Origin of the sequence: Sediminicoccus rosea, from assembly GCF_033547095.1 — a bacterium.
GTDB lineage: Bacteria > Pseudomonadota > Alphaproteobacteria > Acetobacterales > Acetobacteraceae > Roseococcus > Roseococcus rosea.
The window spans coordinates 1,150,866-1,164,471 of the sequence record NZ_CP137852.1; the positions used below are offsets into that span (position 1 = coordinate 1,150,866).

At 71.7% G+C, this 13,606-nt stretch carries 17 protein-coding genes; 7 read left to right on the plus strand and 10 right to left on the minus strand.

The genetic code is table 11. The annotated features are described in order from the left end of the window. Positions 1-104 precede the first annotated feature (104 nt). Entirely contained in the window at positions 105-1,013 is a 909-nt protein-coding gene (locus R9Z33_RS05390; protein ID WP_318650276.1) for a LysR family transcriptional regulator, read from the plus strand. 6 nt (positions 1,014-1,019) lie between these two features. Here R9Z33_RS05390 and R9Z33_RS05395 read toward each other — a convergent pair whose 3' ends face one another. The 5 genes from R9Z33_RS05395 to gloB are packed head-to-tail and all read right to left on the minus strand — an operon-like array spanning position 1,020 to position 4,389. Further along, a complete protein-coding gene (locus tag R9Z33_RS05395; protein WP_318650277.1) occupies positions 1,020-1,982 on the minus strand; it encodes a Bug family tripartite tricarboxylate transporter substrate binding protein in 963 nt (320 codons plus the stop codon). 55 nt (positions 1,983-2,037) lie between these two features. Continuing rightward, positions 2,038-2,643 carry an SAM-dependent methyltransferase gene (locus tag R9Z33_RS05400; protein WP_318650278.1) on the minus strand — a complete coding sequence of 202 codons (606 nt, stop codon included), beginning with the start codon at positions 2,641-2,643 and terminating at the stop codon, positions 2,038-2,040. Beyond that, complete coding sequence (locus R9Z33_RS05405; protein WP_318650279.1) at positions 2,640-3,080, minus strand: cupin domain-containing protein; 441 nt, start codon at positions 3,078-3,080, stop codon at positions 2,640-2,642. The genes R9Z33_RS05400 and R9Z33_RS05405 overlap by 4 nt, the downstream gene beginning before the upstream one ends. Next, positions 3,077-3,664, minus strand: a complete 588-nt coding sequence (locus R9Z33_RS05410) for a glutathione S-transferase N-terminal domain-containing protein (protein ID WP_318650280.1) — start codon at positions 3,662-3,664, stop codon at positions 3,077-3,079. Before R9Z33_RS05410 ends, R9Z33_RS05405 begins: the two co-directional genes overlap by 4 nt. Next, positions 3,661-4,389, minus strand: coding sequence for a hydroxyacylglutathione hydrolase (gene gloB, locus R9Z33_RS05415; RefSeq protein ID WP_318650281.1), 729 nt, complete (start codon positions 4,387-4,389; stop codon positions 3,661-3,663). The genes R9Z33_RS05410 and gloB overlap by 4 nt, the downstream gene beginning before the upstream one ends. Before the next feature lie 56 nt (positions 4,390-4,445). Here gloB and R9Z33_RS05420 point away from each other — a divergent pair, with 56 nt between their 5' ends. After that, entirely contained in the window at positions 4,446-5,174 is a 729-nt protein-coding gene (locus R9Z33_RS05420) for a class I SAM-dependent methyltransferase (protein ID WP_318650282.1), read from the plus strand. Between the two features lie 30 nt (positions 5,175-5,204). Here the strand turns inward: R9Z33_RS05420 and R9Z33_RS05425 are convergent, their stop codons facing one another. After that, positions 5,205-5,528: a hypothetical protein gene (locus R9Z33_RS05425; RefSeq protein ID WP_318650283.1), complete on the minus strand. Its 324-nt coding sequence runs from the start codon at positions 5,526-5,528 to the stop codon at positions 5,205-5,207. Continuing rightward, on the minus strand, positions 5,525-6,421 hold the full coding sequence (gene rsmI, locus R9Z33_RS05430) for a 16S rRNA (cytidine(1402)-2'-O)-methyltransferase (protein WP_318650284.1): 897 nt from the start codon (positions 6,419-6,421) through the stop codon (positions 5,525-5,527). Before rsmI ends, R9Z33_RS05425 begins: the two co-directional genes overlap by 4 nt. A gap of 29 nt (positions 6,422-6,450) precedes the next feature. On the opposite strand from rsmI, the gene R9Z33_RS05435 reads away from it, so the two are divergent. The 3 genes from R9Z33_RS05435 to R9Z33_RS05445 are packed head-to-tail and all read left to right on the plus strand — an operon-like array spanning position 6,451 to position 9,355. Continuing rightward, positions 6,451-7,542 (plus strand): penicillin-binding protein activator, encoded by a 1,092-nt coding sequence (locus tag R9Z33_RS05435; RefSeq protein WP_318650285.1) that lies wholly within the window; start codon positions 6,451-6,453, stop codon positions 7,540-7,542. A 53-nt stretch (positions 7,543-7,595) separates the two neighbouring features. Beyond that, on the plus strand, positions 7,596-8,903 hold the full coding sequence (locus R9Z33_RS05440; protein WP_318650286.1) for an ATP-binding protein: 1,308 nt from the start codon (positions 7,596-7,598) through the stop codon (positions 8,901-8,903). Next, a complete protein-coding gene (locus tag R9Z33_RS05445) occupies positions 8,900-9,355 on the plus strand; it encodes a GNAT family N-acetyltransferase (protein ID WP_318650287.1) in 456 nt (151 codons plus the stop codon). The genes R9Z33_RS05440 and R9Z33_RS05445 overlap by 4 nt, the downstream gene beginning before the upstream one ends. 3 nt (positions 9,356-9,358) lie before the next feature. Here R9Z33_RS05445 and R9Z33_RS05450 read toward each other — a convergent pair whose 3' ends face one another. From R9Z33_RS05450 to R9Z33_RS05460, 3 genes are read right to left on the minus strand one after another with little or no spacing between them, the layout of a single operon-like run. Next, a complete protein-coding gene (locus R9Z33_RS05450) occupies positions 9,359-9,802 on the minus strand; it encodes a PaaI family thioesterase (protein ID WP_318650288.1) in 444 nt (147 codons plus the stop codon). Positions 9,803-9,824: 22 nt separating this feature from the next. Continuing rightward, complete coding sequence (motA, locus tag R9Z33_RS05455; protein ID WP_318650289.1) at positions 9,825-10,691, minus strand: flagellar motor stator protein MotA; 867 nt, start codon at positions 10,689-10,691, stop codon at positions 9,825-9,827. After that, positions 10,688-11,731, minus strand: coding sequence for a flagellar motor protein MotB (locus tag R9Z33_RS05460; RefSeq protein ID WP_318650290.1), 1,044 nt, complete (start codon positions 11,729-11,731; stop codon positions 10,688-10,690). Before R9Z33_RS05460 ends, motA begins: the two co-directional genes overlap by 4 nt. A gap of 304 nt (positions 11,732-12,035) precedes the next feature. Here R9Z33_RS05460 and R9Z33_RS05465 point away from each other — a divergent pair, with 304 nt between their 5' ends. Next, positions 12,036-12,278, plus strand: coding sequence for an acyl carrier protein (locus R9Z33_RS05465; RefSeq protein ID WP_213613217.1), 243 nt, complete (start codon positions 12,036-12,038; stop codon positions 12,276-12,278). Between the two features lie 40 nt (positions 12,279-12,318). Further along, positions 12,319-13,602 carry a beta-ketoacyl-ACP synthase II gene (fabF, locus tag R9Z33_RS05470; RefSeq protein ID WP_318650291.1) on the plus strand — a complete coding sequence of 428 codons (1,284 nt, stop codon included), beginning with the start codon at positions 12,319-12,321 and terminating at the stop codon, positions 13,600-13,602. Positions 13,603-13,606: the final 4 nt, after the last annotated feature.

A 13,606-nucleotide genomic window follows, 5' to 3' on the forward strand; every position in this document is an offset into this window, starting at 1 on the left:
GGGATTGCGTGTTCCGATGGCCGCAAGCTGCGCCTTCGCCGCTCGCCCTTCCAATCGCGGCTTGGAACGGGGATCATCACCGCGATGAATGATGGCGGGGCCCGATGACCGAACTCTCGCAGCTCGACCTCAACTTGCTGCGCGTCTTCGACGCGGTGGCGCGGGAGCGGCATGTGACGCGCGCGGCGCAACGGCTGAACCTCTCGCAGCCCGCCGTCTCCAACGCGCTGGCGCGGCTGCGCGCGGCGCTGGGCGATGAGCTGTTCCTGCGCCGGCCGGGCGGGGTGGAACCCACCGCGCTCGCCGCGGCGCTGGCCAGCCCGGTGGCCGAGGCACTGGACCGCCTGGCCGATGCGCTGGCCGTGCAGGCACCTTTCGAGCCCGCGACGGCGCGACGCGTCTTCACCGTCGCCTTCTCGGAATACGCCGAGGCCGCGCTCGCTCCGCGTGTGCTGGAACGCATGGCGCGCGAGGCGCCGGACTGCCTGCTCGCCATCCGCCACGCCGACCGCACCAATGCCGAGGCGCTGCTGGAACGCGGCGAGGCGCAGCTTGCCATCGCCGTGCTGCCGGAGCCCGGCGCGCTCTACACGCGGCTGCGCCTGCTGCCCGAGGCCTTCCTCACGCTGATGCGCCACGACCATCCGCTGGCCGGGGGCGAATTGACGCTGGAGCGCTTCATCTCGGTGCCGCACCTGCTCCATTCGCCCAATGGCTCGCGCGATGGCGCGCTGGACGCGATTCTCGCCACGCGCGGCCTTTCGCGGCGGCTCGGCGCCGTCGTCGCGCATCTCTCGGCCGTGCCGGAGATCCTCGGCCGCACGGAGATGATCATGACGCTCTCAGCGCGCCTCGCCGCGCAGATGGCGACGGGCGGGCAGCTCGTCACGCGTATGCCGCCGCTGGATGTGCGGCATACGCGGCTCTCCATGATCTTCCACCGCCGCTTCGAGGGCGACCCCGGCCATGCCTGGCTGAGGCGTCTGCTGCTGGCGGAAGCGCGGGAGGTCTAGCCGCGTCTAGTCCAGGCGCAGCCCAAGCCGCTGGATGATCGGCTGCCAGGTCGCCGTCTCCTCGCGGATCAGGCGCGCCATGGTCGCACGGTCCTGGTAGCGCGGGATGATGCCCTGGCCATTGAAGATGTTCTGCACGCCCGGGTCGTTCACCGCATCGCGGATCGCGTTCTGCAACGCCTCCAGGATGGGCTCGGGCGTGCCCGCGCGGCCGACGAAGCCCTGCCAGCCGCGCACCACGAGGTTGGGCATGCCCTGCTCGGCGGCCGTCGGCACATCGGGCAGCAGTGGGTGGCGCTCGGTGCCGCCGAGGAAGGCGATGGCACGCACGCGCCCGGAATCCACCTGTGGCTTGGCGAGGTTGATGCCGTCGATCATGAACTGCACGCGCCCGCCCAGCATGTCCTGCAGCGCGGGCGCGCTGCCGCGGTAATGCACCACCTCGATCTGCGTGCCGGATTGCGCGGCGAAGAGCTCGAAGGCGAGCTGCGTGATCGAACCTTGCCCGGCCGAGCCGAAATTGAGCTGCCCGGGGCGCGAGCGCGCGAGGGCCACGAATTCCGGCAGGGTGCGGACATTGAGTTCGGCCGGCACCATGAAGAACAGCCCGCCCACGGTGGCCAGCGCGATGGGCGCGAAGTCCCGCGCGGAATCGAAGGGCAGGTTGCGGTAGAGCAGCGGGTTCACCGCGATCACCGCATTGTTCACATGGCCGAAGGTGTAGCCATCCGGCGCGCTCTTCGCGACGACGTCGAGGCCGAGATTGCCATTGGCGCCGCCCCGGTTCTCCACCAGCACGGGCTGGCCCAGGCTCTCGCTCATGCGCTGCGCGATGGGGCGTGCCACGAGGTCCGAGCCGCCGCCCGGCGGGAAGCCGACGACGAGGCGGATGGGCCGCGTGGGGAAGGCCTGGGCGAGGGCGGGCGTGGCCAGGACGGGGGTGGCGAGCAGGGCGCGGCGCGGGATCATCAGCGTTCCTCCGGATGTTTTCCCGGAGGCTGGCACGAATTCCCGCGCCGTCAAATCATGGTTTGCGCAGCACGCAGCGCACGACCTCGGCGAGGCCCTGGTGGCGCGGTCCCTCATCCAGCCGCACTGCGCCCTCGGTCAGTTCCAGCACTTCGAGGCCGGCGAATTCGCGTTCGACGATGGCGCGATCCCAGAGCAGGCTGAGTATCTTCGGCCCGCCCGAACGCCGCCCCTCCTGCGCCGGCGAGAAGCATTCGAGCACCAGCAGCCCGCCCGGCTTCAGCGCGCGCAGGCAGCCCGCGGTCGCAATGGCGCGATCCTCGGGCGGCAAATGCAGGTAGATCCAGGCGATCAGGTCGTATTGCGCCTCGGGCCAGTCCCAGCGCGCCACATCGGCCTGCCGCGCATCGAGTTCGACGCCGCGCTTCGCCGCGAAATCCTGCGCCTTCTCGACCGCCACGGCGGACCAGTCGAGGCTGGTGACGGCCAGCCCCAGCTTGGCAAGCCAGACGCCGTTGCGTCCCTCGCCATCGCCCACCGCCAGCGTCGCCATGCCGGGCCGGAAGCGCCAGGCCTGCGCGCGCAGATACTCGTTGGGCGCGGTGCCGAACTGGAATTCGCCGCCGGTGTAGCGCTCGTCCCATGCCAGGGATGTGCTCATGGATGCGGCTCCCAGCCGGGCGGGGCCAGTTCGAACCCCTCGAAGGTGAAGGCGGGTGCCACGGTGCAGCCGCAGAGCACCCAGCCATCGAGTGGTGCGGCGGCCTGCCACATCCCGCGCGGCACCATGGCGAAGGGACGCTGCCCGGCGGCGAGGTCGGGGCCGAGATGGACCGTCCGCACGCCGGACCCATCGAAAAGTCGCAGCGCGAGGCCGCCGCCGCCATACCAGTGCCAGCCCTCATCGGCATCCACGCGGTGCCAATGGCTGCGGTCACCCGGGCCCAGCAGGTAGTAGATCGCCGTGCTGTGCCCGCGCGCGCCATCCTCCGGCGCGTGGCGGAAGATCTCGCGGTAATGCCCGCCCTCGGGATGCGGCAGCAGCCCGAGCTTTTCGATCAGCGCGCGCGGGTCGAGCGCGGGGTCGGTCAACCTCACCCTGCGGGCACCGTCTGGGCGAAGATCGGGTTCGCCATCTGCGCGTCATAGAAGGCCAGCAGGCGGGGCCGGCCGGGGCGCCAATCCTCTTCGCCGAAGCGGAAATCGAGATAGCCCAGCGCGCAGACCAGCGTGAGCGTGCCAATGTGCAGCGTGGCCGGCACGCCCTCCGCCTCCAGCAGGTCGAGCGTGCGGAACACCGCCACCTTCTGCCGCGCGATGGTGGCGGCGCGCGCTTCCTCGGCCGGCATCAGCGACTGGCCGCGGCGCAGCACGGCGGCGGTCAGGATGCCATCGGCCAGTGCGGCCAGGCGCAGCGCCGGCCAGCGCGCCTCGCCCGTCGGGTAGAGCTTCGTCGCGCCACCGATGCTGTCGAGATATTCGCAGATGAGCGGGCTGTCGGGCAGCGTCAGGCCCTGATCCGTCACCAGGGCGGGCACCTTGGAGAGCGGGTTGTCGGCCAGCAGATCGGCTGGGCTCGCGTGCGGGTTGGTCGCGACCCGCTCGAGCGCGATGCCGTGATGCATCGCGGTGGCCACCACCTTGCGGACGAAGGGGCTGGCGGCGGAGTAATGGAGTTTCATCGGAAGCTGTCCTTTCCGGCGCGGCGCGCCGCGAGTTCGGCCACATCCTTGGCGCGGACGAAGGGATTCACCGCCCGCTCCAGGCCAAGGGTGGTGGGGATGGTGGGCTGGCCCGCATCGCGCTGCGCCTTGGCCTGCACGGAATAGGCCATGAGCGCGAGGTTGTCGGGCTCGACCGTCAGCGCGTAGCGGATGTTGGAGAGGGTGTATTCATGCCCGCAATAGACGCGCGTCGCATCCGGCAGCGGCGCGAAGGCGGCGAGCGAGGCGAACATCTCGGCGGCCGTGCCCTCCAGCAGCCGCCCGCAGCCGACGGCGAAGAGCGTGTCCCCGCAGAACAGGGCGTGGTCGGCCGCGAAGCTCCAGGCGATGTGCCCGCGCGTATGGCCCGGGCTGTCCAGGATGGTGGCCTTGCTCTCGCCCAGCGCGAAGCTGTCGCCCGGCTTCAGCACGACATCCAGCGGCGGCAGCCGTGCCGCGTCATTCGCATTCCCCGCCACCTTGGCGCCGAAGCGCTGCGCCAGCTCAGGGATGCCCGCGATGTGGTCGCCATGGTGGTGGGTGATCAACAGCCAGTCGAGCCGGCCGCCTTCCGCCTGGACGAAATCCGCGATGGGCGCCACCACGGCCGCGTCCATCACCGCCGTCATCCCCGTCGCCTCGTCGCGCAGGAACCAGGCGTAATTGTCGTCCAGGATCGGAATGGGCTTCACGGTGAGGGTCATGGCTTCTCCATTCAGGGGCACTCCCTTGGGGCTCTCTCCTGTCCTATATCCCTCGCATGAGCGGTGAGGTCCACGGTCTGGCGGAGTTCTATCGCGCGCCGCTCGGGCAGGTCGCGGCGCGGCTGCTGCGCGGGCGGCTCTTCGCCTTCTGGCCCGAGCTGAAGGGGCTGGATCTGCTGGGCCTGGGCTGGGCCGAGCCTTACATGGGGCTTTGGCCCTCCGAGGTTGGCCGCCGCATCGCCTTCGCGCCCGAGGGGCTGGGCCCCCTGCCGGGCGCGGCGCAGGTGCAGGACCGGCAGCTGCCGCTGCCCGACCGCTGCCTGGACCGCATCATCCTGGTGCATGCGCTGGAGGCGAGCGAGGGCGCGCATCCGCTGCTGCGCGAATGCTGGCGCGTGCTGCGCGATGACGGCCGGCTGCTGGTGATCGTCCCCAACCGCCTGGGCAGCTGGTCGCTCTTCGACCACACGCCCTTCGGCCAGGGGCGCCCCTATTCGCGCGGTCAGCTGGAAGGGCTGCTGCGCCGCCACCTGTTCGCGGTGACGCGGCGCGATTCGGCGCTCTTCGTGCCGCCGCTCCCCTGGTCCTTCGCGCTGCGCGGGGCACGGCTCTGGGACCGGATCGGCCGCAACACCCTGCCGCGGCTGGGGGGCGTGACCCTGATCGAAGCGGAGAAGGACCTCTTCGCCGCCATGCCCGCGGGCGCGCCGGCCATCGGCCGGCGCGTGGTGGCGGAGCTGCCCGCCGGCTATGCCCGCCGAGCCTCATCCGCCGGGGACGAGTGAACGGAGCGGCGGATCACCCGCGCAGCAAGCTCATAGAAACCGCCCCGGATCGGTGATCCATTCCTCGCGCTCCCAGGCGAGGAAGCCGCGCGTGACGCGCGCGGCCATGTAGAGCCAGGTGAGCGCCAGCAGCGGCTCCATGAAGCCGATGCCGGCGGAGGCCAGCGCGCCCGCCACGCCCACCACGCCCATCCAGAAGGTCCGCACCGCATAGGCATGCTGCGAGGACCAGGCCGTGCCGCGCGCCCCGCCCCAGAGATGCGCCAGCAGCCCCGCGGCCAGCCAGGGCAGCGCGAGCGCCAGGCCCGCGCCGAAGAGGATGTTGATCCAGAGCACGCGGCGGCGCGGATTCATGCGCCCTCGGCCAGATCCAGCGCACGCGCATAGACGCGCTTGCGCGGCAGGCCGGTTGCGGCGGCCACATGCGCCGCCGCGTCGCGCAGCGTCATGCGTGCCATGGCGGCCCGGAGCGCTGCATCCAGCGCATCGGCGCTGGCCTCGGCCGGCGGCGGCGCCGGGCCGACGCAGAGCACCACCTCGCCCCGCGCCTCATGCGCCGCGTAATGCGCGGCGAGATCGGTGAGCGGCCCGCGCCGCACCTCCTCGAATCGCTTGGTGAGTTCCCGTGCGACGGCGGCGGGGCGATCCGGCCCCAGCCCCTCGGCCAGCGCGGCCAGGGTCTCGGCCACGCGATGCGGCGCCTCGTAGAAGATCAGCGTGGCGGAAAGGCCCGCTGCCTCCATCGCGGCGATGCGCGCGATCTCGGCCGCGCGGGCCGCCGCCTTGGTGGGCAGGAAGCCGTGGAACAGGAAGGGGTGCGGCGGCAGGCCCGAGAGCGTCAGCGCCATCACCGCCGCATTGGGCCCTGGAATGGCCGAGACGGGCACGCCGGCCGCGATCGCCGCCCGCACCAGCCGGAAGCCGGGGTCGGAGACCAGGGGCGTGCCGGCGTCGCTCACCAGCGCGAGATTCTCGCCGGCGAGCAGCCGTGCAACCAGCCGGGGGGCCTCGCTTTCCTCGTTGTGGTCGTGCAAAGCGAGAAGCGGCGCGGAAATGCTGTGCCGGGCGAGCAGACGGGCGGTGACTCTGGTATCCTCGCACAGGATGGCGCGGGCTTCGGCCAACGCCTGCTGCGCGCGGGGGGAGAAATCCGCCAGATTGCCGATCGGCGTGGCCACGAGCGTAAGGCCCGGGCTGGTCCTGGCCGGGGCGGAAGGAGGGGGTTCGGATGGGTCGTCGGTTTCCATGGGGGGTCGCCCTGGCCTCACTCTGTCTTGTGCTCATCGGCTGCGCCCCGCAACCCCCGCAGCGGGATTTCCGCCGGCCGCAGACCGCGGCGCAGCCCTGGACGGCGCCCAATGCCACGCCGGCGGGCAGCACGCTCCCCGTCGGCCTGCTGCTGCCGCTGACCGGCGGCAACGCGCCGCTCGGCCAGGCCATGCTGAATGCGGCGCAGCTCGCCCTCTTCGACCAGGGCGACCGCCGGATCGAGCTGCTGCCCCGCGACACGCGCGGCACCCCCTCGGGCGCCGCCCAGGCGGCCCAGGCAGCGCTGGCCGAAGGCGCCGTGGCGCTGGCCGGGCCACTTACCCTGGGCGAGACGGCGCAGGCCGTCGGCGCCGCGGGCGGCCGCGTGCCGGTCTTCGCCTTCACCTCGGATGAGACCCAGGCCGGCACCGGCGTGTGGGTGCTGGGCATCACGCCCGGCCAGCAGGTGCGGCGCATCGTGGGCGCCGCCTCCGAGGCGGGGGCACGCCGATTCGCGCTCTTGGCGCCGGATGACGCCTTCGGCCAGCGCCTCGCCGTCGCCATGCGGGCCGCCGCGCAGGGCCTGGGCGGGCCGCCGCCCGCTATCATCCTCGCCTCGAACCGCGGCGACATGACGGCCATCGTGCAGCAGCTCACGGGCAGCCCGCCCGATGCGGTGCTGATCGGCTTCGGCGGCCCCGGCGCGCGGGCGGCGGCCAATGCCATCGCGGCGGCCTTCCCGGGCAATGCCCCGCGCCTGCTGGGCACCAGCCTCTGGGCGACGGATTCCACGCTGGGTCAGGAACCCGCGCTTGCCGGCGCCTGGTTCCCCGGTCCCGATCCGGTCGGCCGCGCCCGGTTCGATTCGCAATACGACGCCGCCTTCAACGAGCGCGCGCCGCGCCTCGCGGGCGCGGCCTATGACGCCGTGGCGCTCGCCGCCCGCACCGCGCGGGAAGGCGCGCCGCCGGTCGGCGCCGCCTTCATGGGCGCGGATGGCCCGATCCGTCTGTTGGAGGCCGGCAGCCTCACCCGTGGCCTCGCCGTCTTCGCCCTGCGTCCGGGCGGTGAGGCGGAAATGGTGCAGCCCGCGCCGCTGCCCGGAGGCGCGGGCAGCTGAAGTCCAGGCGGCTTCTCCTCACCACCGCGCTCATCGGCGGGCCGCCTGTCCTGGTGCTGGGCGGGCTGATGGCGATGGGCGCGCTCGCGCCCGGCATGGGCTTCTTGGCGCTGGCCCTCTGCCTCGCCGCGGGCGCCGCCCTGGCCGCCGCCTGGCTGGCCGGCGTGGCGCGGCTCGACGCGGCGCTGCGCCGTGCCGCCGAGGAACAGGGGCCCTTCAGCGCGCCACTGCCCGCCCCGCGCCTGCCCGCGCTGGGCGAGATCGAGGAGGGTCTCGCGCGCCTGACGCGCTCGCTCCAGGCCCGGGCGGAGCTGGTGGGGCAGCTGCGCGCGGCCGATGCGGCCATCGTCGAGGCGCTGCCCGACCCGCTGATCGTGCTGGCGGCCGACCGCACGCCGCTGCGCGCCAACCAGGCCGCCCGCCGCCTCTTCGGGCTGGTGGGGGAGGGGCTCTCGCGCGGCGATCTCGGCGCGCTCCTGCGCCATCCGGTCATGGCCGCGGCGCTGGACCGCTGCGTGGCGGAGGGCGCGCCCCAGGCGGTGGAGCTGGCGCTGCCCGGTGCCGTCACGCGGGACCTCTCGGGCCAGGTGCTGCTCATGCAGCCGCCGCTCGCCGATGGCGGTCGCCTCGTCCTCATGCTGGCTGACCGCACGGCGGCGCGCGCGGTGGAGCGCATGCGCGCGGACTTCATCACCAATGCGAGCCATGAGCTGCGCACGCCGCTCGCCAGCGTCATGGGCTTCATCGAGACGCTGCGCGGCCCTGCGCGGGACGACCCCGAGGCGCAGCAGCGCTTCCTCGCCATCATGGCCGAGCAGTCGGAGCGCATGCGCCGCCTGATCGACGACCTGCTCGGCCTCTCCCGCGTCGAGATGAGCGAGCATCAGCCGCCCTCCGAGACGGCCGATCTCGGCGACCTGCTGCGCGCCGAGGTGGCCGCGATGGAGCCGCTCTACGCCGCGCGCGGCATCCGCCTCGTGCTGGCGCTGCCCGAGGCCCCGCTCACAGCAACCCCGGCCGATGCCGACCAGCTGGGCCAGGTGGCGCGCAACCTGCTGGACAATGCGCTCCGCCACGCCCGCGCCGAGGTGCATCTCTCGGCCGAGCCCGCGCGGCTGGGCGGGCGGGAGGGGGTCGCCTTCAGCGTGCGCGACGACGGGCCCGGCGTGGCGCGCGAGCATATCCCCCGCCTGACCGAGCGTTTCTACCGCGTGGACAAGGGGCGCGCGCGCGGCGCGGGGAATACGGGCCTCGGGCTGGCCATCGTGAAGCACATCCTCACCCGGCATCGAGGGCAGCTCGCCATCGAGAGCGAGCTGGGCCATGGCGCCACCTTCCGCGTCTGGGTGCCGGGCGGGTGAACGTCAGGGTCGCGGTGGAAACCCCGCGCCAGCCGGAGGTGGCGGCGCTGCTGGCGCTGTCCGATATGATCGCGGCGGCGCTCTATCCGGGCGAGCCGCGCCGCGCGCTGAACCAGGAGACGCTGGACGCGCCCGGCATCCATCTCCTCGTGGCGCGGCAGCATGGTGTGGCGGCCGGCTGCTGCGCGCTCTTCGAAGGACCTGAGGGAACGGCCGAGCTGAAGCGCATGGTGGTGGAGCCCTCGCATCAGGGGCAGGGCGTCGGGCGCGCGCTGCTGGAAGCGGCGGAGGGCCTGGCGCAGGGCCTCGGGGTCACGCGGATGCAGCTTGAAGTCGGCATCCGCAACACGGCGGGGGAAGCGCTGTATCGTTGCGCTGGCTATCGCGATCGCGCGCCCTTCGGCCGCTATCGCGCCTCGCCCATCAGCCGCTTCCTGGAGAAGGCGCTGTAGGCCTCACGCCTCCGGCACGCCCTCCAGCGTGTGGCTCCCCGCCCGGTAGCGATGCGTCGAGGCGCCGAAGGCGATGAGGTTGCCGGCCTCGTCCTTCACCTCGCCACGCGCGAAGAAGATGTTGCGCCCCGCGCTCACCAGCCGCCCCTCGGCGATCAGGAGGGCGCCGAGCTTGCCCTGCCCGGTGAAGCGCGTATCGAGGTCGAGCGTGACCGCATGGCGCTTGCGCCCCGGCGTCGGGCAATAGAGGCCGGCGAAGGCATTCACCTGGTCGAGCAGGGCGAGCATGACGCCGCCATGCACGATGCCCGAGCGGTTCGCATGCTGCGGCCCCGGCATGCAGACGAGGCGGGCGAGGCCCTCCTCCCAATGCCGCATCTCGATGCCGAGCAGGCCATGGAAGGGCGAGAGCGCCTGGGCGCGGATGTGGTCGGCCAAGTTGTCCATGGCGCGAACCATGCCGCCAGGATCAGGTGATGGAAAGCTCCTGCAGCGCGGCCTCGGTCTCGGCGAAGCTCGGCATGAGGAAGGAGGGAGCGACCTTGCGCCCGGTCTCGACCGCGACCTGCGGCGCATTGCCGTGCAGATGGGCCACGAGCACGGCGCGGATCACCTCGTAATAGGCCGCCTCCTCCTCCACGACGCCCTTCAGGCGCGAGGCGAAGGGCCCCATCATGCCATAGGCCAGGAAGATGCCGAGGAAGGTGCCGACCAGCGCGCCACCGATCATGCCACCCAGCACCGAGGGCGGGCTGTCGATCGACGCCATGGTCTTGATGACGCCCAGAACGGCGGCGACGATCCCCAGGGCCGGCAGCGCATCGGCGGTGCTCTGCATGGCGTGCGAGGGGTGCATCTCCTCCTCCTTCAGCTTCTTCAGCTCGCGCGCCATGCTGTCCTCGATCTGGTGCGGGTCATCGGCGTTCATGCCGATCATGCGCAGGTAGTCGCAGATCAGGTCCGTCGCGTGATGATCCTTCTGGATCTTCGGGAACTTGCTGAAGGCGGGGCTTTCGTCCGGCCGCTCGATATGCGGCTCCAGCGCCATGGCGCCCTTGGTCTGTGCGAGGCGCACGAAATAGTAGAGCAGCGAAAGCAGCTCCGTGTAGTCCTCCTTCTTGAAGCGCGCGCCCTTCAGGATCTTCCCGAAGCCGGCCAGCGTATGCTTCACGTCATGCATCGAGTTGGCCATGAGGAAGGTGCCGAGGGCGGCGCCGCCGATCATCATCATCTCGAAGGGCAGGGCCTTGATGATGATGCCGAACTTGCCGCCGGCGAGCATGTAGCCGCCGAACACCATCACAAACACGACGACGAGACCGAGGATCGTGTTCATCGGCCCGCTCCTTGGTTGGGATGCTCCGCCTGGCGCAGCAGGGTGATGGCGACGCGGCGGTTGCCCGCGGCCTGGGGTTGCTGGGGCAGCAGCGGGTCACGATCGGCCATGCCGGTGACGCCGCGGATGCGCGATTCGGCGACGCCAGCCTCGCTCAGCATGCGGCGCGTCGCATTGGCGCGCTCGGTCGAGAGATCCCAGTTGCTGCGGGTTCCGCCGCCGCGGAAGGGCGTGCTGTCGGTGTGGCCCGTCACCTGGACGGGGTTGGGCAGGCGCGCGGCGGCCTGGGCCACGCGCTGGATCATCTGGCGCGCGCGCTCGGTGGGGGCGGCGCCCCCGGTCGCGAACATCGGCTGGCCATCGGCCTCCAGCAGTTGCACGCGCAGCCCCTCGGGCGTGATCTCGACCAGGACCTGGCGGGCGAGTTCGGCGAGGGCGGGGTCGGCCAGGAAGGTCTGGCGAAGCGCGTCGGCCATCTCCTCGAAGCGCTCCTGCTCGGCGCGGGCGGCCTCCAGGCGGCGGGCGGCCTCGCTGGTCATGGGGGGCGGGGCGGGGGCGGGCGGTTCGGCGGCGGCTTCATGCGTCGAATCGGGGCGCGGGTCGCTCACCGAATCCACGCGGCTCGCGCGGCTGTCCTCGTCGCCGGGCGGGCCGGGGGTGCGGCGCGTCGGCTCGGCCGGGCGGTCGCTTTCATCCTCCTCCAGCTCCTGCTCGGTGGGGCGGGGCCCGCGCTCGAGGCGGATCGCGCCGGTGTCGGAGGTCATGTTGCCCGCGCTGTGCGGCGTCATGCCGCCGAAGGGCTGGCCCGAGCCCGAGGCGGCGGAGGCCAGCGCATTGGTCGGGTTGAAGAAGTCGGCGATGCCGCGTCGCTGTTCCTCGGTGGTGGCGTTGAGCAGCCACATCAGCAGGAAGAAGGCCATCATGGCGGTCACGAAATCGGCATAGGCGACCTTCCAGGCGCCGCCATGATGCCCATGGCCGCCTTCCTCGATCCGCTTGATGACGGTGATCCCGCCATCCCCCTTGCCACGCTTGGCCAAGCCACACCCCATCAGCGGCGTCCTGCCGCCCCGGCAATCTGCCGCCGGGGGGGTTAACCGAGGGCTAAGGGCCGGGCGGAGGGGGCGCGTAACTTCGTGAAGCTTGAAGTGAACGGGCCGGCCGCTGCAACCACGGGCAGAAATTCCAAGTTGCGGGCTTGCCACGGCGCGCGGGGCAGCCTAGTCCGCCCCGCACGATCATGGTAACCGGCCCTGCGGAGCCTGACCGATGGCTCCAGGGGGATTCCCGGCTGGACCCATGGGACGGATTCCAAGGGACCGCTGGCAGCAGGAGAACAGGGTAATGAGCGAGACGGCCGAAAAGGTTAAGAAGATCGTTGTGGAGCATCTGGGCGTCGAAGAGGCCAAGGTGACGGCCGAGGCTTCGTTCATTGACGATCTCGGCGCCGACAGCCTCGACACGGTCGAGCTGGTCATGGCCTTCGAGGAAGCCTTCGGGGTCGAGATCCCGGACGACGCGGCCGAGAAGATCCAGACCGTGAAGGATGCGATCGAGTTCATCGAGAAGCAGCAGGCCTCGGCCTGACCTGCCGCGCCTGACGCCTCGACAGGGATAGGAACGCCACGTGTTCGCGCAGGGCCATGCGCCGCGCCGCGTCGTCGTCACCGGCATGGGGATCGCGAGCCCGCTTGGGCTCGGGATCGACAATGTCTGGAAGCGGCTGATCAACGGCGAAAGCGGCATCTCCAACATCCAGTCCTTCGACGTGAAGGACCTGCCCGCGCGCATCGCCGGGCAGGTGCCCACGGGCGTCAAGGCGGACGGCCGGCTTGACCTTGCCGAATGGATCCCCGTCAAGGATCAGAAGAAGATGGATCGCTTCATCCAGCTCGCCCTCGTGGCGGCGGTGGAAGCGATCGAGACCTCCGGCTGGATGCCGGAGGACGAGCCCAGCCGCTGCGCCACCGGCGTGATGATCGGCTCGGGCATCGGTGGCCTGGGCACGATCCAGGAGGCAGCGGGCCTGGTCGCGGCCGGCCGCACGCGGCGCCTCTCGCCCTTCTTCATCCCCTCCGCGCTGGTGAACCTGGCCTCGGGCCACGTTTCCATCCGCTACGGCTTCAAGGGCCCGAACCATTCTGCCGTCACCGCCTGCGCGACCGGCGTGCACGCCATCGGCGATGCCGCGCGCCTCATCGCCCTGGGTGATGCGGATGTGATGGTGGCCGGTGGCGCCGAGGCCGCGATCTGCGAGCTCGGCATCGGCGGGTTCTGCGCGGCGCGCGCGCTTTCCACCAGCTTCAACGACACGCCGACGGCCGCCTCCCGCCCCTGGGACAAGGACCGCGACGGCTTCGTGATGGGTGAGGGCGCTGGCGTCCTCGTGCTCGAGGAATACGAGCACGCCAAGGCGCGCGGTGCGACTATCCATGCCGAGGTGATCGGCTACGGGATGAGCGGCGACGCCTATCACATCACCTCGCCCGCCGAGGATGGCGATGGCGGCTTCCGCGCCATGAAGGCCGCGCTGCGCGATGCCGGCCTGACGCCGGCCGATGTGCAGTATGTGAACGCCCATGGCACCAGCACGCCGCTGGGCGACGACATCGAGCTTTCGGCCGTCGAGCGCCTGTTCGGCGCCGATGCCAAGGGCGTGGCCATGTCCTCGACCAAGTCGGCGACGGGGCACCTGCTGGGTGCCGCCGGTGCGGTGGAGGCAATCTTCTCCATCCTCGCCGTGCGCGACAATGTGGCGCCGCCCACGCTGAACCTGGAAAACCCCTCGCGCGAGAGCCCGATCGACCGCGTGGCCAAGGTGGCGCAGGAGCGCCAGATCGACGTGGCGCTGTCCAACAGCTTCGGCTTTGGCGGCACCAATGCCTCGATCATCTTCCGGGGCGCGCCCTAGGCCG